Raw genomic sequence first — 22,191 nt, 5'->3', positions numbered from 1 at the left:
TGCGCTCAGACCCGCGCGACCGCCTCGGCGGCGATCATCCGCGCTTCGGCGTCGAGCCCCACCGACCGCAGCGCCGAGACGATGTGATAGAGGTGGCGCGGCGTCATGCGCTGCCAGTTGTCGCCCTGCATGCCGAAGGCCGCGAGCAGCGCGACACTGGCTTCGTCGCCGCGACTGGCGGCATGGTCGATCGCCTGAGTCCAGCGCGTGCTTCCAGCCATGTCCATCCCGGCATAGCGGGTGACCCGCTCGGCGTCGGCGCGATCGACGCGCTCCAGCCCGGCAAGACCGGCGGCAAGGAAGGCCGAGCGGCGCTTCTGCGTGCTGTCGTCGTCATCGACATACGTATTGAGCGTAGAACTGCCGACCGTCGCCACGCGCCCCGGTGCCGCAAGGATCAGCATGCCCCATGCCCGCGATCCGGCCTCGACCACGCTCGACCAGCGCAGGGCATTGGCGTCGTATCCCGCCGCCAGCATCGAGGCGATCAGCGAGGACGCGCTGTCGGCCATGTCGGCGCTGGGCGCCATGCGCGCGGCGGCAGCGGCCGTCAGCACCTGCCGCGCATAGAGCGCCGACCCGGTCACGTTCCAAAGCGCCTGCATCGCCGCCAGCCGAGCGGCGGGGTCCTGCTGCACATAAGCGTCCCGCAGCGATTCCGCGCGGTCCTGCCACTCGCCGGTGACATCGGGATCGGCGAAGATCTGCGAATAGAGGTCCACCATCGCCGCGTTGGACAGCACGCCCGCAGCCGCGGCACGATCCGCCGCCGCCGCCCGGCGGCCAAGGCTGACCATCGGCGCCAGCGCCGTCGCGTAATCGTAGGACGGCCCGGCCGTGGCCATCAGCGCGGTCGGCGGTTCCAGCCCCGTGCCGATCGCGAGACCGTAGCGCCACGGCGTCATCGTCGTGACCTTGTCCCACTCGATCGTCACCGCGCGCCGCGCCTTGCCGGCCGCGCCTGCGTACTTCTGCGCGAGCAGCAGGTCGATCTGGTCCATCTTGCCGCGAACCCGGTCGCGCTCCAGCTTCGAGATCGCCGCCGTGCTGTTGCCGCGAAACGCCTCGCAGATGGTGCGCGAGGTATTCCACGCGGCATCGTCACGCAGCGAGCCCTGCGTCGCCATCACCGGGCACATACCGGTGAAGTCGGCATTGCGGGCATAGACGTCGAACGCCACCTGCCCGAACGCCGGGGTGTAATCGGCGATGTCGAGATCTTGCAGCACCACGCGCGCCGCATCGGTCTCGCCCATGCGCAACAGCAGTCCGACGCGCATCGCCATGAAGTCGGCCGCGCTCATCCCGCTCGGCGGATTGAGGCGCGAGGCCAGCGCGCGGCGCAGCAGGATATGCCCCCAGCGGGAGACCAGTTGCCCCCGGTTGCCCTCCAGCGCGACGCGGATCAGGCTGCCGTTCTGCCCGGCGAGCGAGGCCAGCGGCAGGCCCCCTTCGTCGGCACCGAGCATCCCCGCCTCGTCGGCGGAGCGCCGCGCGGCGGGCGGCATGTCGATCACCACCTTGGCCCCGAGCAGCGCCTCGAAATCCTCGGGCGACATTTTCTCGAGTTCCTCGAGGCTCGGGATACGGCGCAAGGTGCCGTCGTCCTGCGCGATCACCGTGGGCGTCGCGCCCGGCGTACCGGTCGGGATCGCCTGCACCACCGGGGTCGAGGTCGCGGCGGGACGCGGAGCGCTCGACGCCGCAGCACTCGGCGCGGAGGAGTTCTGTGGCTTAGGGGCCTGGGTACGCGGCGCCTGCGGACGCGGGGTGGCCGAGCGCGCGGGTGCGGGCTCGTCGAACATCTTGGGCAGCAGCGATTCGGGGCTGTCCTGCGCCGCCGCCCACACCGAGGTCAGCGCCAGCGCGCCTCCCGCGAGCAGGTGCACCGCTCTCATTTCGACAGTTCCGGCAGCGGGATCGAGACGGTCTGCTGCGTCACCGGCTGCACGCCCGCGTCATTCCATGCGGCAATACCAAGGCCGACCACGGCAATCGGCAGGAGAATGGCAACGGCCGACGCTATACGGCGCCTGCGCTTTACGATGTTCACTCGGCTTCCTTCACCATGCTTGCGCTGCGACCTAGCGCAACTATAGGCGATCGGGCAATGGACGTTCAACAAACCCGGTTTTCCGCGCAGGAAATTGCAGCGCTCGCCCGCCGTATCGACCGGCCCATCGTGCTTGTCGGTATGATGGGCGTGGGCAAGTCCAGCGTCGGCAAGCGGCTTGCGAACCTGCTCGATTGCCCCTTCGTCGATGCCGACGACGAGATCGAACGCTCCGCGCAGATGAGCATCCCGGAAATCTTCGACGCTTATGGCGAGGACTATTTCCGCGACGGCGAGCGCCGGGTGATTTCCCGCCTGATCACGGACAGCGAGACCAGACGGCAGCGCATCGTCATCGCCACCGGCGGCGGCGCCTTCGTCAATGCCGAAACCCGCGCGCTGATCCTCGACAAGGCGATCACGATCTGGCTCGACAGCGAGGTCGATACCCTCGTCGAGCGCACTGCGCGAAAGGAGAACCGCCCGCTGCTGCGCGGCGGCAACCCGCGCGAAATTCTCGGCCGCCTGCGCGAGGAACGGGCGCAGCATTATTGCCAGGCGCCGATCCACGTGCTGAGCAGCGCAGGCCCGCACGTCCAGACGATCAACAAAGTACTTCAGGGAATTTCCCAATGGCTGTGATCCCCGTCGATATCGCCGGTCGCCCTTACGAAGTGCGCGTCGGCGCCGGGCTGCTCGCGGAACTCGCCCCCAACTGCCGGGGCAAGCTGCGCAAGCGCGGCGTGCCAATCGTCACCGACGCCAACGTCCACGCGGCCTGGGGCGACGTGGTGGAAAAGTCCCTGCGCGACAACGGCCACGAACCGCACTGGCGCATCCTGCCTGCGGGCGAGGCGACCAAGTCGTGGGACGAACTCTCGGCCACGGTGAACTGGCTGCTCGGCCTCGAAGTGGAGCGCGGCGATCACATCATCGCGCTGGGCGGCGGCGTGATCGGCGACCTCACCGGCTTCTGCGCCTCGGTGCTGAAGCGCGGGTGCCACTTCATCCAGGTGCCCACCACGCTGCTGGCACAGGTCGATTCGAGTGTCGGCGGCAAGACCGCGATCAACACGCCCGCCGGCAAGAACCTCGTCGGCGCGTTCCACCAGCCCTCGCTGGTGCTGGCCGACCTCTCGGCGCTGGAAACCCTGCCCGAGCGGGACTTGCGCGCGGGCTATGCCGAAGTCGTGAAGTACGGGCTGATCGACGACGCCGACTTCTTCGCCTGGTGCGACGGCAATGCCGCCGCGATGCTGGCGGGCGACAGCGCGCTTCGCGAATATGCGGTGGCGCATTCGGTCGCGGCCAAGGCGCGCATCGTGGCGGAGGACGAGTTCGAGACCACCGGCCGCCGCGCCCTGCTAAACCTCGGCCACACCTTCGGCCACGCGCTGGAGGCCGAGACCGGCTTCGGCGACCGCCTGCTCCACGGCGAGGGCGTCGCACTGGGCATGGTGCTGGCAGCGCGCTACTCGGCAAGGCGCGGGCTGATGCCGCAGGCAAGCGCCGAGCATGTGGCGCAGCATATCGGCGAGATCGGGCTGCCTGCCAGCCTCAACGCGCTCGGGATGGACTGCGACGGTGCCGCTCTCGTGCAGCACATGCTCCACGACAAGAAGATGGACGCCGGCACCCTGCCCTTCCTGCTGATGAAGGGCATCGGCCAGACCTACCTCGACAAGCAGGTTTCGCTGGAAGACGTGGCGGCGTTCCTCGACGAGGAATTGGGGCGCTGACGCTCTCCTGAGCACCGTCCCTTCAACGTCGTCATTGCCATTCACCTCTTGGCGCCTTGTGGCATCTTTGAGTGCCGTTGAGTGCCATTGAATGCACCCTGCAAAACGCCGTGCTTATGCGCCGCTTCGTGGCCGTGCAGCGACGAAGCCCGGATCGATACAGGCTCGCGAACGTTGTATATTTGCACGCTCTTTCAACGGAGTAGGCGTTTGACACGCTGGCCGGGGGGCCAAGACGCCCCGTGCGAATCCCCCGGGGCGTTGCGGAAGGCGGCAGGTCGATCGGCCTGCCGCCTTTTCGTTAGCCACGCATTCAGGTTTGACCCTGTTACGTCGACATGACATTGCTCGCGCAGGAACGGCGATTACGCCGATGCACAAGATAATTACGGGACAGACATGACCGCACCCGAAGCGACGCCCAACCTCGACTTCCCCGAAGAAGCGGCGCGAGATGACCGCGCTTTCCTGGGCCATCCCAAGGGGTTAGGCCTGCTCGGCCTGGTCGAGGGTTGCGAGCGCTTCTCCTACTATTCGATGCAGACGCTGCTGACGCTCTACATGGTCAAGTACCTGCTGGTGCCGGGGCGGCAGGAGGGCGTGATCGGGCTGGACTGGGTCACAACGCACGTGTTCCCCGGTCTTTCCGGGCAACCGCTGGCCTCGGAAATATTCGGACTTTACACGGCTTTAGTCTATCTGACCCCGATCCTCGGCGGCATTCTGGCCGACCTCCTGCTGGGCCGCCGCGCCGCGCTGATCGCGGGCGGCGTGGTCATGTCGCTCGGCCATTTCCTAATGGCGTTCGAAAGCGCCTTCCTGCTGGCGCTGATATCGCTGGTGGTCGGCGTCGGCCTGTTCAAGGGCAACATCGCCAGCCAGGTCGGCGAACTCTACAAGCAGGGTGATATCCGCCGCGCGATGGCGTTCCAGATTTTCTACATATTTATCAATGTCTCGGTAATCGTCGCGCCGCTGATCTCGGGCACGCTGGGTGAGAAAGTCGGCTGGCACTGGGGCTTCGGCTGCGCCGGCGTGGTCATGGTGCTCGGCCTGCTTTTGTACATCTAGGCAAAGCCCTGGCTGCCCGCCGACAGCAAGGCCGCCAAGTCCTCCGAGCCCCGCGCCACGTTCGAGAAGGGAGACGGCCCACGTCTTCTGGCCGTGCTGGTACTGGTGCCGATCATGGGCATCTCGCTCCTGACCAACCAGCAGATTTTCAACGCTTATCTCGTCTGGGCCGATCAGCAGTTCCAGCTCAGCTTCATGGGTGAGACGCTGCCGACCAGTTGGATGATCACCATCGACGCGACGCTCAGCTTCTCGATGCTGGTGGCCGTCGCCGCGTTCTGGGCCTTCGTCGGCAAGCGCACCGGCAAGGAGCCGGACGAACTGGGCAAGATGATCCTCGGCTGCGCCTTCATCGTCGGCGGCGCGGCGTGCCTCTATATGGCTGCGGCGACGCAAGGTGCTGGAAAGATTGGTCTATTCTGGCCGGTCATGTTCCACCTCGTGAACTCGATCGGCTTCGCGCACCTGCTGCCAGTCAGCCTAGCGCTGTTCACCCGCCTTGCCCCGCGCGCGCTGAACGCCTCGATCGTGGGAATCTACTACCTTGCGTTCTTCGGCGCGAACCTGGCTGTCGGCAAGATCGGCACGCTGCTCTCGACGATGCCGACGACGCAGTTCTGGCTGCTGCACATGGCCTCCGCCATGGTCGCGACGGTCGGCTTCGCGGTGTTCAAGCTGTTCTTCGCCAAGCGGCTGATGGGCACCGCGCACTGATGCCCGTCATCGGCTGCCTGCTGCTGATCGTCCTGCCTCTGCTGGGCCTCGCAGCAGGCGGCTTCCTGTGGGGAGTCGAGGGCGCGAAGTGGGGCGCCGGGATCGGCTTTTTCGTCGCGCTCGTGGCCTTCGGCGGCGGTAGCTACGCTTTCATCAAGGGCATTCGCGGCCGCTAAAATCAGCCAAAAACGGCTACCGACTGCATACCCGCAATGGCTGGAACGCCATCGGCGTTCCACTGCATGATGTGCTCGCTCGCCCCGCCATGCGCCGCATGCAGGCTGGTCGAGCGGATCATCCACCAGCCGTCCGCAGAGGGCTTCGCGTCCAGCCTGTTGACGTGCCACTGCATCGAGGAAATCGGCACCTTGAAGCCCAGCAGCGGCCACACCGCCACCGGCAGCACATCGCCGCACAGCAAGCACTCGACCTCGGGATCGAGGCCCCTACGCTCACGCGGCCGCACCCACCAGGCGAGGTCCGCCTCGCCCAGCGCATTCTTCGGCATGGCGAAGCGCGCCTCGAAGTGATTGCGCAGGAAAGCCGGGGCATGATCCATCGGCACCGCCTTCGCCTCGTCGAGCGCAATGACGCCGTCCGGCAGCGGATAGTGATCGATCGACAGCACGCTCTCGATCTGGCGCATAAAGACGAAGGCGGCGGTGAAGCCCACTCCCGCCTCGCTGGTGAGTTCGGCGGAAACCCAGGTCGCATTGCGCCCCTGCCGCAGCACTTTCGCGCGAGCCTTGATGCGCCCGGCCAAGGGGCCGACCATCGAAAGCTGACCCGAGCGCAGCGGCGGCAGATCGTCGGAAACGCCTTTTGCCACCGCCAATGCGATCGCCGAAGTCAGTCCTCCGTAAGCGGTGCGCCCCTGCAGCCAGTCCTCGGTGATCTCCAGCGCGAAACCGCCGTCGAGCGGCTCCGCAGCGGCAAGCATATCTCCCAGCCCCGCCATCAGAACAGCCGCGATCCATCGGGTACGCGCTTGTCGGGCGAGAACAGCGTCACCCGCCCTTCCTCGTCCGCGAAGCCGAGCGTCAGCACTTCGGACAGCGCCTTGCCGATCTGGTGCACGGGAAAGTTCACGACCGCCGCCACCTGCCGCCCGGTCAGCTCCTCAGGAGAATAGAGCGCGGCCACCTGGCCGACGCTCTTCTTCTCACCGATGCCGGGACCGAAATCGATCCGCAGCTTGTAACTGGGTTTCCGTGCGCCCTCATAGACTTCCGCGCCGACGATCGTGCCGATGCGGATGTCCACCTTGAGGAAATCGTCGAAGCCTATGGTTTCGCCCGGAGGCGCGGCAGGGTCGTGATCGAGATGCATGTCACTCCATCTCGAGGATGATCGCATCCACCGCAAGGCTTTCCCCCGCCTTGGCGTTGACGGACTTCACCGTGCCCGACTTCTCGGCGCGCAGGATGTTTTCCATCTTCATGGCCTCGACCACTGCCAGCGGTTGCCCTGCCTCGACCTTGTCGCCCTCGCCTACGCTCAGCGAAACGAGGAGGCCCGGCATCGGGCAGATCAGGTACTTCGAGAGGTCCGGCGGGATCTTCTCGATCATGTGCTGCGTGTAACCAGCGATGTGCGCGGGCAGGCAGTCTACCTTGTGGATCGCGCCGCGCGTGGTCATCCGGAAACCGGTGCGGGTGACGTCCAGCTTGAGCGTCAGATCCTCGCCATCGACCTCGGCATCCACGAAGCGGTCGCCCGGGGTGTATTCCAGCTCCAGCTCGACTTCCTCGCCGTTGACCGTCAGCAGGTCTTCGTCGAGCTCCACCGCGAAGACATCGCCATCGATGGTCACGGTCCACTCACCCGGAGGATCGAGCGGCGCGCCCAGCTGGCCTTCGACCCGGCGCGAACGATCGGCGCGCGCGGTGGCGACGAAGGCGGCGACGGCTGCCAGCTGCACCTTCAGCTCGTCCGACGCCGGTGCGCCGTGGAAGCCTTCGGGATATTCCTCGGCGATGAAGCCGGTGGTCAGCTCGCCCGAGCGGAAGCGCGGGTGCTGCATGATGGCCGAGACGAAGTCGATGTTGTGGCCCAGACCCTCGATCTCGAACGCATCGAGCGCGGCGATCTGCTTGTCCGCCGCCTCGTCGCGCGTCTCGCCCCAGGTGATCAGCTTGGCGATCATCGGGTCGTAGAACATCGAGACTTCGCCGCCTTCGTAGACGCCATCGTCCACGCGGATGCCGTCGATGCCCCGGCGGCCGTTCTCCTCGCCGTCATCCGTCCAGCCTTCGACCGGCGGATTGTAGCGCACGAGGCGGCCGGTGGAGGGTAGGAAGCCGCGATAGGGATCTTCGGCGTAGACGCGGTTCTCGATGGCCCAGCCGTCGATCTTCACATCGTCCTGCGTCAGTTCCAGCTTCTCGCCTGCCGCGACGCGGATCATCTGCTCGACCAGGTCGACGCCGGTGATCGCTTCGGTGACTGGGTGCTCCACCTGCAGGCGGGTGTTCATTTCAAGGAAGTAGAAGCTCTCGCCCGTCGGGTCCGCGCCCGAGACGATCAGTTCCACTGTGCCCGCCGAATAGTAACCCACCGCGCGCGACAGGGCGACGCACTGCTCGCCCATCGCCTTGCGCATCGCCGGCGTGACGAAGGGCGACGGCGCTTCCTCGACCACCTTCTGGTGGCGGCGCTGGATCGAGCATTCGCGCTCGTTCAGGTAGAGGATGTTGCCGTGCTTGTCGCCGAGGATCTGAATCTCGATGTGGCGCGGGTTGAGGATGAACTTCTCGATGAAGACGCGGTCGTCGCCGAACGAGTTCAGGCCCTCGCGCTTGGTAGCCTCGAAGCCTTCGCGCACGTCGTTTTCGTTGTAGGCGAGGCGCATGCCCTTGCCGCCGCCGCCCGCGCTGGCCTTCATCATCACCGGGTAGCCGATCTCGGCCGAGATGCGCACCGCATGCTCGGTATCCTCGATCTCGCCGACGAAGCCGGGGACGACGTTGACGCCGGCGGCCTTGGCGAGCTTCTTGGACTCGATCTTGTCGCCCATCGCCGCGATCGCGCCGACAGGAGGGCCGATGAACTCGATGCCCTCTGCCGCCAGCGCCTCTGCGAACGAGGTGCGCTCGGACAGGAAGCCGTAGCCGGGGTGCACGGCGTCGGCGCCGGTCTGCTTGGCGGCGGCGATGATCTTGTCGGCAATCAGGTAGGACTGCGCGGCCGGCGCGGGGCCGATGTGCACAGCCTCATCCGCCATCTGCACGAACGGCGCGCGGGCGTCGGCGTCGGAATAGACGGCGACCGTGGCGATACCCATGCGGCGCGCCGTCTTGATGACGCGGCAGGCGATCTCGCCCCGGTTTGCGATCAGGATTTTTTTGAACATGGCACCTCGAAGCCCCATTCGGGGTCTTGTTTGTTGGCGGTCGGAAACAGGAACTGCAGCGCCTGCGGCGAGAGGACGTGATAGGCCGTGGCGTGGGTCAGATCCTCACGCGGCGAGAGGCAGACCAGCGAGCCGCCCGCTGCCGCGACGCGCTGCGCGGCCCGAGCGGTTTCCTGACCTTCGTTCGAATATGTCAGATACAACGGACCGGCCCGGGGAGACGTAGCGATCAGCCCTGCGGCCGCTTTGGCGAGGGCCGCGTCATCCCACCACAGGCTCGCGTCGATGGCGGCATAACGGTGGAACAGGCCAGGCTCGCGCAGCCACGTCTCGACGATGAACAGACCGGCGAGCGATTCACCGATCACGCCATCGTCGCCATTGGTGCGATAATCCGCCTCGATCAGCGGCTTGACCTTGTCGCGCAGGAAGGCGCGAAAACGCGTGGACTGGCCTGCAGTCGGATACTGTTTGTGCTGCGCTGCATTGCCCGCGCTGCCGATCAGTTCGGCGCGGCGGTCCTTGCTTTCGATGCCGACGACGATCACCGGCAGCGAGCGCCCCCAGACCGCATTCAGCGCGCTCGTTCCGGCAACATGCAGGAAGTCCTGCGAAAGCCCCCCGTCGATGAGGTACAGCACCGGATAGCGCTTAGCCCCATCCGCATAGCCTTCGGGCAGATAGACGTTGATCTGTCTCGAATCGCCGTCGGCAAAATCCACGAGGTGTGTTTGCCCGATCGTGATCGGGGTCGGCGCGGACGAGGCGGCTACCGCAACGCCCGGCACGGAAAGGAGGCAGGACAACGCCAGCAGCATTGATCCCGCCCGTTTCATCACTCGGCAGCCTCCAGCTTTGCGCAGCCCTTGGGCATGCGCTGGGCCTCGACTTGCGCCGGCGTCAGTTCGATGGCCATCGGCTTGAGGCCGAGGCGGGCGAACATCGCAAGGTCGTTGTCGTCGCCCGCATTCGGCGCGGTGAGCAGCTTGTCGCCGGTGAAGATCGAGTTCGCACCCGCCAGGAAGCACATCGCCTGCGTCATCTCCGACATCGACTCGCGACCGGCAGAGAGGCGCACCATCGATTGCGGCATGGTGATGCGCGCGACCGCCACGGTGCGCACGAACTCCACGTCGTCGATCTTCGCGAGCGGCGTATCGGCCAGCATGTCGCCCAGCACGGTGCCCTTGACCGGCACCAGTGCGTTGACCGGCACCGATTGCGGGTGCTCGGGCAAGGTGGCGAGCGTGTGGACGAAGCCCACGCGATCGGCGCGCGTCTCGCCCATGCCGACGATGCCGCCCGAGCACACGTTGATGCCCGCCATGCGCACGTTCGACAGCGTATCGAGGCGGTCATCCATCGTGCGCGTGGTGATGACCTGATCGTAGCGCTCGGGTGAAGTGTCGATGTTGTGGTTGTAGTAATCGAGGCCCGCGTCGCTCAGCATGTCGGCCTGATCGGGGGTCAGCATGCCCAGCGTCATGCAGGTTTCCATGCCCATCGCGCGCACGCCCTTCACCATCTCGATGATGGCGGGCATGTCGCGGTCCTTGGGGTTGCGCCAGGCGGCGCCCATGCAGAAGCGGGTCGAGCCCTGATCCGCCGCCTGCGCCGCGCGCTGGAGCACCTGCTGCACCTCCATCAGCTTGGTCGCCTTGACGCCGCTGTTGGCCGAAACCGACTGCGAGCAGTAACCGCAATCCTCCACACACCCGCCGGTCTTGATCGAGAGCAGCGTGGAAAGCTGCACTTCGTCGGCCTTGTGGCTGGCCCGGTGGACCTCGGCGGCGCGGAAGACCAGCTCGGTGAACGGCAGGTCGAACAGCGCCGCGATTTCCTCACGGGTCCAGTCAGTGCGGGGGGCGAAGGCGGGGGTTTGGGTCATAGTCATTCCTCAGGCGGCACGCGCGCGGCTCGGAGCCAAAGCCCTGTCATAGAACGCGATGCCGCGCTGATCCAGCATCCCCTTACTCGGCCGCCTGCAGTTCGGAGCCGGCCGGCGGCATGTTGTGGCCGAGCAGGCGCAGCACATCGGCAGCACATTCGACCACGTTCGAGCCGGGACCGTAGATGCCCTGAACGCCGGCGTTGCGCAGGTATTCGTAATCCTTCGCCGGGATCACGCCGCCGGCGATCACCTTGACGTCGCTGCGCCCGGCATCGCGGAGCTGCTGGATCAGTTCGGGGATCAGCGTCTTGTGACCGGCCGCGAGGCTGGAGGCACCGACGACGTCGACTTCGTTCTGCAAGGCCAGCACCACGGTTTCCTCGGGCGTCTGGAACAGCGGGCCGGAGACGACCTCGAAGCCCATGTCGCCGAAGGCCGAGGCGATGATGTTGGCGCCGCGATCGTGGCCGTCCTGGCCCATCTTGGCGACGAGCAGCTTGGGCTTGCGGCCAAGGCGGCGCTCCACCGCAGCCACGCCGTCGAGCACCTGCTGCCAGCGGCTGTCGCCCTCGTAAGGCGCGCCGTAGACACCCTTCACCGGGGTCGGCTGAGTGCCGTAGCGCTCGAAGCTCTCCTCCATCGCGGAGGAAATCTCGCCGAGCGTCGCGCGCGCACGGGCCGCTTCGACCGCGAGAGCCAGCAGGTTGTTCTCGATGCTGGCGGGCGCGGCGGCACCATCTGCCAGCGCCTTGAGTGCGGCCTGGCACACGGCTTCGTCGCGCTCCGCCTTCATCTTGTTGATGCGAGCGATCTGGCCTTCGCGAACCTTGGCGTTGTCGATGTCAAGCGTCTCGATCGCGTCCTCGGCGGCGAGGCGGTACTTGTTGACGCCGACGATCACGTCGTCACCCCGGTCCACGCGCGCCTGACGGGAAGCGGCGGCGGTTTCGATCATCGCCTTGGGCCAGCCGGCGGCGACCGCCTTGGCCATGCCGCCATCGGCCTGCACCCGCTCGATGATCTCCCAGGCCTGATCGACGAGGCTCTGCGTCAGCGATTCGATGTAGTACGACCCACCCAGCGGATCGACGACATTGCACATGCCGGTCTCCTCCTGGATGATGATCTGTGTATTGCGAGCGATGCGCGCCGAGAAGTCGGTCGGCAGCGCGATCGCCTCGTCCAGTGCGTTGGTGTGCAGCGACTGGGTGCCGCCCAGCATCGAGGCCATAGCTTCGATGGTGGTGCGGATCACGTTGTTGTAGGGGTCCTGCTCCTGCAAGCTGACGCCGGAGGTCTGGCAGTGGGTGCGCAGCATCTTCGAACGCTCATCCTTGGCGCCGAGATCGGTCATCACGCGGTGCCACAGCACGCGCGCGGCGCGCAGCTTGGCCACTTCCATGAAGAAGTTCATGCCGATCGCGAAGAAGAACGACAGGCGGCCCGCGAACTTGTCGATGTCGAGGCCCGAGGCCACGCCGTATTTCACATATTCGGCACCGTCGGCGATGGTGAAGGCCAGTTCCTGAACCTGCGTCGCGCCGGCTTCCTGCATATGGTAGCCGGAAATCGAGATCGAGTTGAACTTGGGCATCTCGCGGCTGGTGTAGCCGAAGATGTCCGAGATGATCCGCATGCTCGGCTCGGGCGGGTAGATGTAGGTGTTGCGGACCATGAACTCCTTGAGGATGTCGTTCTGGATGGTTCCGTCGAGCAGCTTGCGATCGACGCCCTGCTCTTCACCGGCGACGATGAAGAAGGCGAGGATCGGGATCACCGCGCCGTTCATGGTCATCGAGACGGACATCTTGTCGAGCGGGATGCCGTCGAACAGGATCTTCATGTCTTCGACCGAGTCGATCGCCACGCCCGCCTTGCCGACGTCGCCCACCACGCGCGGGTGGTCGGAGTCATAGCCGCGGTGCGTTGCGAGGTCGAAGGCGACCGACAGGCCCTTCTGGCCCGCCGCGAGGTTGCGGCGGTAGAAGGCGTTCGATTCCTCGGCGGTGGAGAAGCCCGCGTACTGACGGATGGTCCAGGGCCGGCCCGCATACATCGAGGCGCGCACGCCGCGCGTGAAGGGCGCGAAGCCCGGAAGGCCTGGATCGACGGTCACGTCCTCGGCGGTGTAGAGCGGCTTGACCGCGATGCCCTCGGGCGTGTCCCAAGTAAGGTCCTTGCCCTTGACTTCCTTGGTCGCCGCTGCCTGCCAGTCGTTGATGTCGGGCATCGTGGTATCCTCTTTTACTCGTCGTCCCGGACTTGATCCGGGACCGGTGCCTGTCTTTAAGCGGGGCCTCTCTTCAAGGTGCCTCGCCGCGAGGTGAGCCGTTCCCGGCCAGCGGTCCCGGGTCGAGCCCGGGACGACGTCAGTTCAATGCGCGCCCTTCGGCGTTTCCATGATCTCGGTAAGCTGGCCACCCATGTCCTTGGGGTGGACGAAGAAGATCAGCGTCCCGTGCGCACCCATGCGCGGCTCGCCCAGCACGCGCTTGCCGAGGCCCTCGAACCACGCCTTGGCGGCGTGGATATCGGGCACTTCATAACAGATGTGATGCTGCCCCCCGAGCGGGTTCTTCTCCAGCCACTTGCCGACCGCCGAGTCCGGCGAGGTGGGCTGGAGCAGCTCGATCTGCGTGCCCGCAGTGCCATCCTCGCCCGGCGTGTTGACGAAGCAGACGCGCACCTGCTGACTTTCGAGCACGAACGGCTCGGTCACGTCGGTAGCGCCCATCACCTCCCTGTAGAACGCGATGGAAGCGTCGAGATTGGGCGTGGCGACGCCGATGTGGTTGAGGCGGCCGAGCTTCATGCCAGTTATCCTACGTTCTCGATGACGTTTTCGATCACAAGGGCGATGCCCTGCCCGCCGCCGATGCACATGGTGACGAGGCCGTACTTGCCGCCGATGCGCTTCAGCTCGTACATGGCCTTGATGGTCAGCATGGTTCCCGTCGCGCCGACGGGGTGACCGATCGAGACGCCCGAACCGTTGGGGTTCACCTTCGCCGGATCGAAGCCGAGCACCTTGGCGACGGCGGCCGCCTGCGCGGCGAAGGCCTCGTTGCTCTCGATCACGTCCATCTGGTCAAGGTTCAGCCCGGCGCGCTTAAGGGCGATCGGCACGGCCTTGATCGGACCTTCGCCCATGTATTCCGGCTCGACGCCCGCGTGACCCCAAGCGACGATGCGCGCGAGCGGCTTGAGGCCGCGCTTCTCGACTTCAGCACCCGTGGCGAGCACCACGGCGGCGGCGCCGTCGTTGATGCCGCTCGCGTTGCCCGCCGTGACCGTACCGTCCTTCTTGAAGGCCGGGCGCATCTTGCCCAGCACTTCGACGGTGGTGTCGGCCTTCACGTGCTCGTCGGTGTCGAAGACGGTGACACCCTTGCGGGTCTTCACCTCGACGGGAAGAATCTGGTCCTTGAAGCGGCCTTCGGCGATGGCATGCGCAGCGCGGGCGTGGCTGGTCGCGGCGAGCGCGTCCATGTCCTCGCGGCTCACGCAGTGGCGCTCCGCCACATTCTCCGCCGTGATGCCCATGTGGTAGCCGCCGATGGCGTCCGACAGGCCGAGCGTCAGCGCGTCTTCCTGCGTGTTGGCGCCCATCTTCCTGCCCCAGCGCACGCCGTGGTCATGGTAGGGGATGTTGGACATGACTTCGGCGCCGCCTGCGAGCGTCACCGAGGCTTCGCCCAGCTTCATCATCTGTGCGGCCGAGACGATCGCCTGCACGCCCGATCCGCACAGGCGGTTCAGCGTCAGCGCCGGAGTGGCGAGCGGGATGCCGGCATTGATGCCGATCACGCGGGCCAGCATCTGGTCGCGCGCGCTGGTGGGCATGACCTGGCCGATGACCACATGCTCCACCGCGTCCGCCTCGATCCCGGCGCGGGCAAGCGCTTCGGTAGCGACGAGGCCGCCGAGGTCCGAAGGCATGAACGACTTCAGCGAACCGCCGAAATCGCCGACTGCCGTGCGCACGCCGCTGACGATGTAGATCTCTTCCATGACCTGACTTCCAATCCCTTATCCTTCGACCGGGCGCCGTATTCGGCTTTCACATCCGGTCCGTGTACTCTCAAAAAGGCCACCTGCCGTGCGTCACAGCGGGATGTTGTCGTGCTTCTTCCAGGGATTCTCGAGTTCCTTGTTCCGCAGCTTGCGCAGGCCCAGCGCGATGCGGCGGCGGGTCGAGTGCGGATAGATGACCTCATCGATGTAGCCCCGGCTTGCCGCCACGAAGGGGTTGGCGAAGCGGTCCTCGTATTCCCTGGTCTTGGCGGCGATGCCGTCGGCGTCCTGACCGCGGAAGATGATCTCAACCGCGCCCTTGGCGCCCATCACCGCGATTTCCGCAGTGGGCCAGGCGTAGTTGAGATCGCCGCGCAAGTGCTTGGAACTCATCACGTCATAAGCACCGCCATAGGCCTTGCGGGTGATGACAGTGATCTTGGGCACGGTCGCCTCGGCATAGGCGAACAGCAGCTTGGCGCCGTGCTTGATGATGCCGTTGTGCTCCTGGTCGGTGCCGGGCAGGAAGCCCGGAACATCGACGAAGGTGATGAGCGGAATGCTGAAGGCATCGCAGAAGCGCACGAACCGCGCCGCCTTCTTCGAGGAGTTGATGTCGAGCACGCCCGCCAGCACCATCGGCTGGTTGGCGACGATGCCGACAGTCTTGCCCTCGACCCGACCGAAACCGATGATGATGTTGCCCGCGTGGAGCGGCTGGAGCTCGAAGAACTCGCCCTCGTCCACCGTCTTGCGGATCACTTCGTGCATATCGTACGGCTGGTTGGCCGAAGGCGGAATGATCGTGTCGAGGCTGGGCTCCAGACGGTCCCATGCGTCGGCGGAGGGACGTTCCGGCACGCCGTCGCGGTTGGACGAGGGCAGGAAGTCGAAGAAATCGCGCGCCGCGAGCAGCGCCTCGATGTCGTTCTCCAGCGCAAGGTCGGACACCGAAGTCTTGCTGGAGTGCGTGATCGCGCCGCCCAGTTCCTCCTGCGTGACGACTTCGTTGGTGACCGTCTTCACCACTTCGGGGCCGGTGACGAACATGTAAGAGCTGTCCTTCACCATGAAGATGAAGTCGGTCATCGCCGGCGAGTACACCGCGCCGCCCGCGCAGGGCCCCATGATAAGCGAGAGCTGCGGCACCACGCCCGATGCCAGCACGTTGCGCTGGAACACGTCGGCATAGCCGCCGAGCGAGGCCACGCCTTCCTGAATGCGTGCGCCGCCGGAATCGTTGAGGCCGATGACCGGCGCGCCCACTTTCAGCGCGGCGTCCATCACCTTGCAGATCTTCTGCGCGTGGCGGGCCGAGAGCGAGCCGCCGAACACGGTGAAGTCCTGGCTGAACACGTAGACGAGGCGGCCGTTGATGGTGCCCGAACCGGTAACCACGCCGTCGCCGGGGATCTTCTGGTCCTGCATGCCGAAGTCGACGCAGTCATGCTCGACATAGAGGTCCATCTCCTCGAAGCTGCCTTCGTCGAGCAGCACGTCGAGGCGTTCGCGCGCGGTCAGCTTGCCCTTGGCATGCTGCGCGTCGATGCGCTTCTGACCACCACCCAGCTTTGCGGCGGAGCGGCGCTTCTCCATTTCGGCGATATTTGCGGACATCCGGATTCCCTTGCCTCGGCGCACACAGCGTCAATTGCTGCATCCGCGTAAGACCGGGAAAGGCCTCTGGTCAACTGTTTTTAATCGACCGGTTAAACTTATCCGGGGTGCGTCTGCGATCTATCCGTCAGGCGATATGACCGAGCCCACCCACCCGTCATTGCGAGCGAAGCGAAGCAACCCAGGGCAGCATTACGCCGCCCTGGGTTGCTTCGCTTCGCTCGCAATGACGAAAGAGGTTTTCGTCCTCCTACTTCATCAGCACCAGTTCTTCCGACATCGTCGGGTGAACCGCCACGGTGGCGTCGAAATCGGCCTTGGTCAGCCCCGCCTTCACCGCGATCGCCGCGACCTGGATCAGTTCCGGCGTGTCCGCGCCGATCATGTGGATGCCCAGAACCTTGTCGGTCTCGGCATGGCAGATCATCTTGTAGAGCGAGCGCTCGTTGCGCTGCGCCAGCACGTTCTTCATCGAGCGGAAGTCGCTGGTGTAGACCTTGCAGGTGCCGAACTGCTCGGTCGCCTGCGCTTCGGTCAGGCCCACGCCCGCGAGCGGCGGGTGGCTGAACACTGCAGAGGCAATGCACGAATAGTCCACGCTGGCCTCCTTGCCGCCGAACACGCGGTCGGCGAAGGCTTGTCCCTCGCGGATGGCGACGGGGGTGAGCTGCACGCGGTCGGTCACGTCGCCCACCGCATAGATGCTCGGCACGCTGGTGCGCGCGTTCTCGTCCACCGCGATGGCGCCCTTTGCGTTCAGCTTCACGCCGACGTCTTCGAGGCCGAGGCCCTCGATATTGGGCACGCGTCCGGTGGCGAACAGGACGAGGTCGACTTCGATCGGCTCGTGATTGCTCATGTGGACGACCAGCGAACCGTCCTCCTGCTTCATGATCTTCTCGAAGTTCGCGTTGAAGCGGAACTCCATCCCCTTCGCCAGCGAGATCTGGAGCAGGCGGTCGCGCACGCTTTCATCGTAACCGCGCAGGATCTGGTCGGAGCGGTTGATGAGCGTCACATGGGCGCCGAACTGGTGGAAGATGCCCGCGAACTCGTTGGCGATATAGCCCGCGCCCGCGATCAGCACGCGCTTCGGGATCGCGTCGAGGTGGAACGCTTCGTTGGAGGTGATGCCATGCGTATGCCCCGGGCATTCCGGCACATGCGGCCGCGCGCCGGTGGCGATCAGGATATGCTTCGCGGTCTTCTTCTCGCCGTTCGCCAGCGTAATCTCGTGCAGGCCGGTGATCGTCGCGCGCTGGTGGAAGATCTCGACCTTATTGTTGTCGAGCGTCTGCGTGTAGAGGCCATTGAGGCGGTCGACGTCGCCCAGCACGTTGTCGCGCAGGGTCTTCCAGTCGAACTTCGGCTCGCCGACGTCCCACCCGAAGTGGCGCGCGTCCTCGAGGTCTTCGGCGAAGTGCGCGGCGTAAACGAGCATCTTCTTGGGCACGCAGCCCCGGATCACGCACGTACCGCCGACCCGGTACTCCTCCGCCACCGCCACGCGCGCGCCGTAAGCGGCCGCCACGCGGCTGGCGCGCACGCCGCCCGAACCGGCGCCGATGGTGAAGAGGTCGTAGTCATAATCGGCGTCTTGTGCGGGCATGCGATGAAGCTCCTTTGGTCGCGGGGCATATGGGACATGGGGCCTGCGATTGCCAGCACACGGGGACGCGGCAGGCGCATTTCCATCCGGCGCTCAAGAATTTCTTCCTGCCGCTTTGACCTCGGAACGCATTGTCAACTTTATCAGTTGAGTTTACATTCGAGCCCATAGCACAAGGGAGATCGCCGATGCCCCGTTCTCTTCAAAGTCGTTCGCCCCAGAGCGAATCCGAAAAGCAGGAACCGCTGATCCTTCTCGTCCCCGGCCTCGACGGCAGCGGACCGCGCCACTGGCAGCGGCGCTGGGCGGAAGAGTTCGACAATGCCCAGCTGGTGGAGCTGGGCACCTGGGACACCCCCCACCGCAACACCTGGATCAACCGTTTGAACCTGGCCGTGCACCGCGCGGGACGGCCCGTGGTGATCGTCGCCCACAGCCTCGGTTGCATCCTGACCGCGTGGTGGTCCAAGTTCGAGCAGCCGAGCTGGTCCGCCCCGGTGATCGGCGCGATGCTGGTCGCGCCGCCGGAAGTCGACTTTTTTCCGCGCGACGAACGGGTGACCGGCTTCGCGCCGACGCCTGCCGATGCGCTGCCCTTCCCTTCGCTGCTGGTGGCGAGCCACAACGATCCGTGGATGGGCTTCGAGACATCCAAGAGCCTGGCGCGGCGCTGGGGCAGCACGTTCGTCGACGCCGGGAATAGCGGGCATATCAATGCAGATTCCGGCCTCGGCAGCTGGGAGGACGGCAAGCGCCTGCTCTCGCAGTTGATCGAGATCGGCGCATCCTCGCCGGGATCCGCCCTGCCTGCTCATGCCGATTGGGCCGAGGGCCTCGAACACCGCGCCTGACGGCGCGTTATCCTACCCTTGCAGGGCGCCGGGGCGACCTCACCGTCGTCCCGGCGTATTATTTTCAGGCGATTCCCGCCAGCGCCAGCAGTGCGGTGGTCGAGGGATCGAACTCCACGCCGCCCTGCTCGATCTGCTTGGCGATCTCCTTGCCGAGTTCCACCCCGAACTGGTCGAACGGGTTGATCCCCAGCAGCACGGCGTTGGCGAAAGTCCGGTGCTCATGGAACGCCACGAGGGCGCCGAAGGTGGCGGGCGTCAGGTCATCCACCAGGATTGTCGCCGAGGGGCGGTCGCCCGGATAGGCACGCGCCGGGTCCTCGCTCGCCTTGCCCGCCATCAGCGCGGCACCCTGCGCGAAGCAGTTCGACAGCAGGATGCGGTGGTGATCGAACGCAAGGTCGTGCCCGGGCGCGATCGAGGCGATGAAGTCCACCGGCACCAGGTTGGTGCCCTGGTGCAGCAGCTGGAACACCGCATGCTGCGCATCGGTGCCCACCCCGCCCCAGGTGATCGGCGCGGTCGGCCCGTCTATCGGCTTGCCATCGAAGGTCACCTGCTTGCCGTTGGATTCCATCTCCAGCTGCTGGAGATAGTCGGGCAGCAGCGCCATGCGCTCGTCATAGGCGAAGACCGCGCGGGTCTGGCAGCCGCGCAGGCGGGTGTAGTACTGGTCGGCGAAAGCAGCACGCAAGGGCAGGTTCGCAAGACCGTCAGTATCGCGGAAATGCACGTCCATCGCCGCCGCACCGTCAAGGAACTCGGCGAAGTCCGGCCAGCCCAGCGCCATCGCCACCGGGAACCCGATCGACGACCACAGCGAGTAACGCCCTCCCACGCTCTCGGAGAACGGCAGAATGCGGGTTTCGTCCACGCCCCATTCCATCGCCTTTTCCGGCGCGGCGGTGAGCGCGACGACCCGGCCGTAGGGATCTTCGACACCGTTCTCGCGCAGCCAGATCAGCACGCTGTCGGCGTTGGTCATCGTCTCGATGGTGGTGAAGGTCTTGGAAGCGACCGCGAGCATCGTGGTGGCCGGATCGCACTTGGCAAAGGCCTGCTCCAGCGCGCAGCCGTCGATGTTGGAGACGACATGCACGTCCACCATCGCGCCCTCACGGGCCAGCGCGTCGATCGCGAGCGCCGGGCCGAGCGCCGAACCGCCGATGCCGACATGGATAAGGTGCCTCACCTCGCCCATGGCGCCGCGGTGGATGGCCTCGACGATGGCGGCCATGCGGTGGTGGTTCTCGGCAGCGATCTGGACGCTCTCGTCCTTGCCGACGCCGCGCTGGGCGGTGTGCTCGGCGGCGCGGCCTTCGGTCGGATTGACGATCTCGCCCGCGAACAGCGCCGCGCGGCGGCCAGCGAAGTCCTGCGCCTGCGCCAGTTCCTCGAAGGCGGCGACGTGCGCGGCGTCGAGGTGCGTCTTCGACCAGTCGAACAGGATTCCGGTGGAGTTCTCCTCCTCACCCAGTTCTAAGCGCGTCGCGAAAGCATCCAGACGGCCGGAATCGGCATCGAAAAGCTGCCTCAAGGTGGGTTTGTCGAGGCCCTGCAGCTTGTTCCATACCGCTTCGCTCATACAACGCATCTCCTGTAAGCATTCGGTGCGCCTTATGCGTTCCGCAGTTGCGAAATCCAAGCCCGAGTTGTGCAATTATCGGCCAGCACCTCATGTTGGTCGGGATCGCTCTTGACGGAAGCACGCGGCCATGGGCAAGGGTTTGCCCATGAGCGACACCCATAGCGCGACAAAGATCGAAGCCGGCCAGGCACCCGCCGGAGCCCCTGATGCCAAGCCCAAGAAGGACGAGAACTTCTTCTCGTTCCTGTTCTGGCTGGTGCTGGGCGTGGTGGTGCTGCGCAGCTTCATCGTTTCGCCCTTCAACATCCCCAGCGAGTCGATGCTGCCACGGCTGCTGACCGGCGACTATCTGTTCGCCACCAAGTGGTCCTACGGCTTCTCGAAATACTCGCTGCCGTTCAGCGTGCCGCTGATCCCCGGGCGCATCCTGGCCAGCCAGCCCGAGCGCGGCGACGTCGTCATCTTCAAGGCCCCGCCGGACAACGACGTCGACTACATCAAGCGCGTCATCGGCCTGCCCGGCGACGAGATCCAGATGAAGGGGGGCCAGCTGTGGATCAACGGCAAGTCGGTGCCCAAGGTGAAGGTCGCCAACTTCACCGTGCCCGTCAGCCCCAACACCGATTGCGGCCCCGGCTTCGAAACCACGGACAACGGCAAGGACGTCTGCTCCTACCCACAGTTCCGCGAGACGCTGCCGAACGGCAAGAGCTACACCGTGCTCGACATGGGGCCGACCCCGCAGGACGACACTGGCGTTTTCGTGGTCCCTGAAGGCCACCTGTTCCTGATGGGCGACAACCGCGACAACTCGATGGACAGCCGTTTCCCGGCGGTCGAGGGCGGCGGCGTCGGCATGGTCCCGCAGGAGAACCTTGTCGGCAAGGCGGCAGTCATGATGTTCTCGACCGACGGTTCGTCCGAATGGATCAAGCCCTGGACATGGTTCACCGCCGCGCGCTGGAGCCGCATCGGGAGCGTGATCTGAGTGCTTGAAGCAAATACCCGCGCCTTTCTGATCAAGCATTCCGGCCAGGAGCCGCTCGACGAAGCGCTCTGGCAAGCGGCCCTGACGCACGGCTCCACCGGCGAGAAACGCAATTACGAAAGGCTGGAGTTCCTGGGCGACCGGGTGCTCGGCCTCTCGGTGGCCGAATGGCTCTACCGCGGCAGCGACGAGGCGGAAGGCCGCCTCTCGCAGCGCCTCAACGCGCTCGTCAGCCGCGCCACTTGCGCCACGATCGCCCGCGACATCGGCCTCGGCCCGCACATGCGCCTCGGCAAGCAGGCGCGCGATGACGGCGGACAGGATTCGGAGAACATCCTGGGCGACGTGATGGAGGCGATCATCGGCGCCTGCTTCACCGAGCGCGGTTTCGAAGCGGCGCGCGATATGGTACTCGGCCTCTGGGCGGATACGCTCCAGGGCAAGACCGGCAAGCGCAAGCATCCCAAGTCCGCGCTGCAGGAATGGACCGCAGGCAACCGCCGCCGAATGCCCGAGTACAAGCTGATCGAGCGTTCAGGTCCGGATCACGCCGCGCGCTTCACGGTCGAGGTGTCGGTCCATAACGTCGGTTCGGCACAGGCCACCGCCCATTCCAAGCAGGACGCCGAGACCGGCGCCGCAGAAGAGTTCATGAGGAAATTCGGCTAGCGAGGCGTTCTGCTTCATCACCCTTCGACAAGCTC

At 65.7% G+C, this 22,191-nt stretch carries 21 protein-coding genes; 8 read left to right on the top strand and 13 right to left on the bottom strand.

Annotated features, from left to right (window positions below; genetic code table 11):
- Positions 1-5: 5 nt before the first annotated feature.
- Positions 6-1,898: a hypothetical protein gene (locus BES08_RS02210; RefSeq protein WP_069707590.1), complete on the bottom strand. Its 1,893-nt coding sequence runs from the start codon at positions 1,896-1,898 to the stop codon at positions 6-8.
- Positions 1,895-2,053, bottom strand: coding sequence for a hypothetical protein (locus BES08_RS32615; protein WP_155986147.1), 159 nt, complete (start codon positions 2,051-2,053; stop codon positions 1,895-1,897). The genes BES08_RS02210 and BES08_RS32615 overlap by 4 nt, the downstream gene beginning before the upstream one ends.
- Before the next feature lie 57 nt (positions 2,054-2,110).
- Here BES08_RS32615 and BES08_RS02205 point away from each other — a divergent pair, with 57 nt between their 5' ends.
- The 5 genes from BES08_RS02205 (at position 2,111) to BES08_RS33555 (ending at position 5,753) form a co-directional block, all read left to right on the top strand.
- Positions 2,111-2,695 carry a shikimate kinase gene (locus BES08_RS02205; RefSeq protein ID WP_069707589.1) on the top strand — a complete coding sequence of 195 codons (585 nt, stop codon included), beginning with the start codon at positions 2,111-2,113 and terminating at the stop codon, positions 2,693-2,695.
- Positions 2,686-3,792 (top strand): 3-dehydroquinate synthase, encoded by a 1,107-nt coding sequence (gene aroB, locus BES08_RS02200; protein WP_069707588.1) that lies wholly within the window; start codon positions 2,686-2,688, stop codon positions 3,790-3,792. Before BES08_RS02205 ends, aroB begins: the two co-directional genes overlap by 10 nt.
- A 399-nt stretch (positions 3,793-4,191) precedes the next feature.
- Positions 4,192-4,863: an oligopeptide:H+ symporter gene (locus BES08_RS34610; RefSeq protein WP_338043849.1), complete on the top strand. Its 672-nt coding sequence runs from the start codon at positions 4,192-4,194 to the stop codon at positions 4,861-4,863.
- A gap of 114 nt (positions 4,864-4,977) precedes the next feature.
- Positions 4,978-5,577 (top strand): MFS transporter, encoded by a 600-nt coding sequence (locus tag BES08_RS34605; RefSeq protein WP_338043848.1) that lies wholly within the window; start codon positions 4,978-4,980, stop codon positions 5,575-5,577.
- Entirely contained in the window at positions 5,577-5,753 is a 177-nt protein-coding gene (locus BES08_RS33555; RefSeq protein WP_197524417.1) for a hypothetical protein, read from the top strand. Before BES08_RS34605 ends, BES08_RS33555 begins: the two co-directional genes overlap by 1 nt.
- 2 nt (positions 5,754-5,755) lie before the next feature.
- Here BES08_RS33555 and BES08_RS02190 read toward each other — a convergent pair whose 3' ends face one another.
- The 10 genes from BES08_RS02190 to gor all read right to left on the bottom strand — a co-directional run bounded on the left by BES08_RS02190 (position 5,756) and on the right by gor (position 18,060).
- Complete coding sequence (locus tag BES08_RS02190) at positions 5,756-6,535, bottom strand: thioesterase family protein (protein ID WP_069707587.1); 780 nt, start codon at positions 6,533-6,535, stop codon at positions 5,756-5,758.
- Positions 6,535-6,906 carry a tRNA-binding protein gene (locus tag BES08_RS02185; protein WP_069707586.1) on the bottom strand — a complete coding sequence of 124 codons (372 nt, stop codon included), beginning with the start codon at positions 6,904-6,906 and terminating at the stop codon, positions 6,535-6,537. The genes BES08_RS02190 and BES08_RS02185 overlap by 1 nt, the downstream gene beginning before the upstream one ends.
- Position 6,907: 1 nt before the next feature.
- Positions 6,908-8,929, bottom strand: coding sequence for an acetyl-CoA carboxylase biotin carboxylase subunit (locus BES08_RS02180; protein ID WP_069707585.1), 2,022 nt, complete (start codon positions 8,927-8,929; stop codon positions 6,908-6,910).
- Positions 8,911-9,765, bottom strand: a complete 855-nt coding sequence (locus BES08_RS02175) for an alpha/beta hydrolase (RefSeq protein WP_231958135.1) — start codon at positions 9,763-9,765, stop codon at positions 8,911-8,913. Before BES08_RS02175 ends, BES08_RS02180 begins: the two co-directional genes overlap by 19 nt.
- A complete protein-coding gene (bioB, locus tag BES08_RS02170; RefSeq protein ID WP_069707583.1) occupies positions 9,765-10,817 on the bottom strand; it encodes a biotin synthase BioB in 1,053 nt (350 codons plus the stop codon). The genes BES08_RS02175 and bioB overlap by 1 nt, the downstream gene beginning before the upstream one ends.
- A gap of 82 nt (positions 10,818-10,899) precedes the next feature.
- A complete protein-coding gene (gene scpA, locus BES08_RS02165; RefSeq protein ID WP_069707582.1) occupies positions 10,900-13,050 on the bottom strand; it encodes a methylmalonyl-CoA mutase in 2,151 nt (716 codons plus the stop codon).
- A gap of 144 nt (positions 13,051-13,194) precedes the next feature.
- Positions 13,195-13,632, bottom strand: a complete 438-nt coding sequence (mce, locus tag BES08_RS02160) for a methylmalonyl-CoA epimerase (protein ID WP_069707581.1) — start codon at positions 13,630-13,632, stop codon at positions 13,195-13,197.
- Between the two features lie 5 nt (positions 13,633-13,637).
- The gene (gene bktB, locus BES08_RS02155) at positions 13,638-14,831 is read right to left on the bottom strand and encodes a beta-ketothiolase BktB (RefSeq protein WP_069707580.1); all 1,194 of its coding nucleotides are present in this window, start codon (positions 14,829-14,831) and stop codon (positions 13,638-13,640) included.
- A gap of 93 nt (positions 14,832-14,924) precedes the next feature.
- Complete coding sequence (locus BES08_RS02150; protein ID WP_069707579.1) at positions 14,925-16,451, bottom strand: acyl-CoA carboxylase subunit beta; 1,527 nt, start codon at positions 16,449-16,451, stop codon at positions 14,925-14,927.
- A 250-nt stretch (positions 16,452-16,701) separates the two neighbouring features.
- On the bottom strand, positions 16,702-18,060 hold the full coding sequence (gor, locus tag BES08_RS02145) for a glutathione-disulfide reductase (protein WP_069707578.1): 1,359 nt from the start codon (positions 18,058-18,060) through the stop codon (positions 16,702-16,704).
- Positions 18,061-18,248: 188 nt separating this feature from the next.
- Here gor and BES08_RS02140 point away from each other — a divergent pair, with 188 nt between their 5' ends.
- On the top strand, positions 18,249-18,911 hold the full coding sequence (locus BES08_RS02140) for an RBBP9/YdeN family alpha/beta hydrolase (RefSeq protein WP_069707577.1): 663 nt from the start codon (positions 18,249-18,251) through the stop codon (positions 18,909-18,911).
- A gap of 64 nt (positions 18,912-18,975) precedes the next feature.
- Here BES08_RS02140 and pgi read toward each other — a convergent pair whose 3' ends face one another.
- On the bottom strand, positions 18,976-20,496 hold the full coding sequence (gene pgi / locus BES08_RS02135; RefSeq protein ID WP_156799750.1) for a glucose-6-phosphate isomerase: 1,521 nt from the start codon (positions 20,494-20,496) through the stop codon (positions 18,976-18,978).
- Between the two features lie 148 nt (positions 20,497-20,644).
- On the opposite strand from pgi, the gene lepB reads away from it, so the two are divergent.
- Entirely contained in the window at positions 20,645-21,487 is an 843-nt protein-coding gene (lepB, locus tag BES08_RS02130) for a signal peptidase I (protein ID WP_069709122.1), read from the top strand.
- The gene (gene rnc / locus BES08_RS02125) at positions 21,488-22,156 is read left to right on the top strand and encodes a ribonuclease III (RefSeq protein WP_008828823.1); all 669 of its coding nucleotides are present in this window, start codon (positions 21,488-21,490) and stop codon (positions 22,154-22,156) included.
- The last annotated feature ends 35 nt before the right edge of the window (positions 22,157-22,191 follow it).

This window comes from Novosphingobium resinovorum (genome assembly GCF_001742225.1).
Classification (GTDB): domain Bacteria; phylum Pseudomonadota; class Alphaproteobacteria; order Sphingomonadales; family Sphingomonadaceae; genus Novosphingobium; species Novosphingobium resinovorum_A.
This window is presented reverse-complemented; position numbering and strand designations above follow the sequence as displayed.

What these genes read in the sequence shown, in the direction of transcription:
- BES08_RS02210 (WP_069707590.1), bottom strand. Translation starts at nt 1,898, where the DNA reads ATGAGAGCGGTGCACCTGCTCGCGGGAGGCGCGCTGGCGCTGACCTCG.
- BES08_RS02205 (WP_069707589.1), top strand. Translation starts at nt 2,111, where the DNA reads ATGGACGTTCAACAAACCCGGTTTTCCGCGCAGGAAATTGCAGCGCTC.
- aroB (WP_069707588.1), top strand. Translation starts at nt 2,686, where the DNA reads ATGGCTGTGATCCCCGTCGATATCGCCGGTCGCCCTTACGAAGTGCGC.
- BES08_RS34610 (WP_338043849.1), top strand. Translation starts at nt 4,192, where the DNA reads ATGACCGCACCCGAAGCGACGCCCAACCTCGACTTCCCCGAAGAAGCG.
- BES08_RS34605 (WP_338043848.1), top strand. Translation starts at nt 4,978, where the DNA reads ATGGGCATCTCGCTCCTGACCAACCAGCAGATTTTCAACGCTTATCTC.
- BES08_RS33555 (WP_197524417.1), top strand. Translation starts at nt 5,577, where the DNA reads ATGCCCGTCATCGGCTGCCTGCTGCTGATCGTCCTGCCTCTGCTGGGC.
- BES08_RS02190 (WP_069707587.1), bottom strand. Translation starts at nt 6,535, where the DNA reads ATGGCGGGGCTGGGAGATATGCTTGCCGCTGCGGAGCCGCTCGACGGC.
- BES08_RS02185 (WP_069707586.1), bottom strand. Translation starts at nt 6,906, where the DNA reads ATGCATCTCGATCACGACCCTGCCGCGCCTCCGGGCGAAACCATAGGC.
- BES08_RS02180 (WP_069707585.1), bottom strand. Translation starts at nt 8,929, where the DNA reads ATGTTCAAAAAAATCCTGATCGCAAACCGGGGCGAGATCGCCTGCCGC.
- BES08_RS02175 (WP_231958135.1), bottom strand. Translation starts at nt 9,765, where the DNA reads ATGAAACGGGCGGGATCAATGCTGCTGGCGTTGTCCTGCCTCCTTTCC.
- bioB (WP_069707583.1), bottom strand. Translation starts at nt 10,817, where the DNA reads ATGACCCAAACCCCCGCCTTCGCCCCCCGCACTGACTGGACCCGTGAG.
- scpA (WP_069707582.1), bottom strand. Translation starts at nt 13,050, where the DNA reads ATGCCCGACATCAACGACTGGCAGGCAGCGGCGACCAAGGAAGTCAAG.
- mce (WP_069707581.1), bottom strand. Translation starts at nt 13,632, where the DNA reads ATGAAGCTCGGCCGCCTCAACCACATCGGCGTCGCCACGCCCAATCTC.
- bktB (WP_069707580.1), bottom strand. Translation starts at nt 14,831, where the DNA reads ATGGAAGAGATCTACATCGTCAGCGGCGTGCGCACGGCAGTCGGCGAT.
- BES08_RS02150 (WP_069707579.1), bottom strand. Translation starts at nt 16,451, where the DNA reads ATGTCCGCAAATATCGCCGAAATGGAGAAGCGCCGCTCCGCCGCAAAG.
- gor (WP_069707578.1), bottom strand. Translation starts at nt 18,060, where the DNA reads ATGCCCGCACAAGACGCCGATTATGACTACGACCTCTTCACCATCGGC.
- BES08_RS02140 (WP_069707577.1), top strand. Translation starts at nt 18,249, where the DNA reads ATGCCCCGTTCTCTTCAAAGTCGTTCGCCCCAGAGCGAATCCGAAAAG.
- pgi (WP_156799750.1), bottom strand. Translation starts at nt 20,496, where the DNA reads ATGAGCGAAGCGGTATGGAACAAGCTGCAGGGCCTCGACAAACCCACC.
- lepB (WP_069709122.1), top strand. Translation starts at nt 20,645, where the DNA reads ATGAGCGACACCCATAGCGCGACAAAGATCGAAGCCGGCCAGGCACCC.